Consider the following 456-nt stretch of genomic DNA (forward strand, 5'->3'; position numbering starts at 1 on the left):
TTTGAACTAACTCTGCCGTGACGACACCGCGACTTGGCCGATTCGCGGCCCACTCGAAGGGCGGTGAGGCGATCTTTTCGCTCTCTGCCGCCCGGGTCCGGTCGTGTCCGGCCGGAGCAGGCCCATTTCGGGCGTCAAAACGGCCGGGGGCCCACCTCCATCAGCGAGCACAGGCGCCGCAGGTTATACGCGGCGGCCTTCCAGTTCAGGTGCAGCGTCGCCCGCGCCAGGCCGATCGAGCGCAGCACCTTGCCGCCCATCTGCTCCAAGGCGGCGAACACATGCTCAACACGAGCGCGGGGCTTGGCGATGCGCCGGTTGCGCCGCGCTTGGCATTCCGACAACGGCTTGCCGGGCTGACCCTTGAGCAATCGTCAAGTCTGGTGTACGCGGGTCGGGCGGCATGATCAGGCGGCCAGCGCTTGAGGAGCCGGTGTGCTTTCAGTCACCGGGATT

Annotated in this window: 1 pseudogene; it reads right to left on the reverse strand. The window is 66.9% G+C overall.

The window, feature by feature from the left end:
* Nucleotides 1-134: 134 nt before the first annotated feature.
* Nucleotides 135-365, reverse strand: a pseudogene (locus ACPUER_RS37140) (transposase); the annotation flags it as partial.
* Between the last annotated feature and the right edge of the window lie 91 nt (nucleotides 366-456).

Origin of the sequence: Burkholderia sp. DN3021 (assembly GCF_049805555.1) — a bacterium.
GTDB lineage: Bacteria > Pseudomonadota > Gammaproteobacteria > Burkholderiales > Burkholderiaceae > Burkholderia > Burkholderia pyrrocinia_C.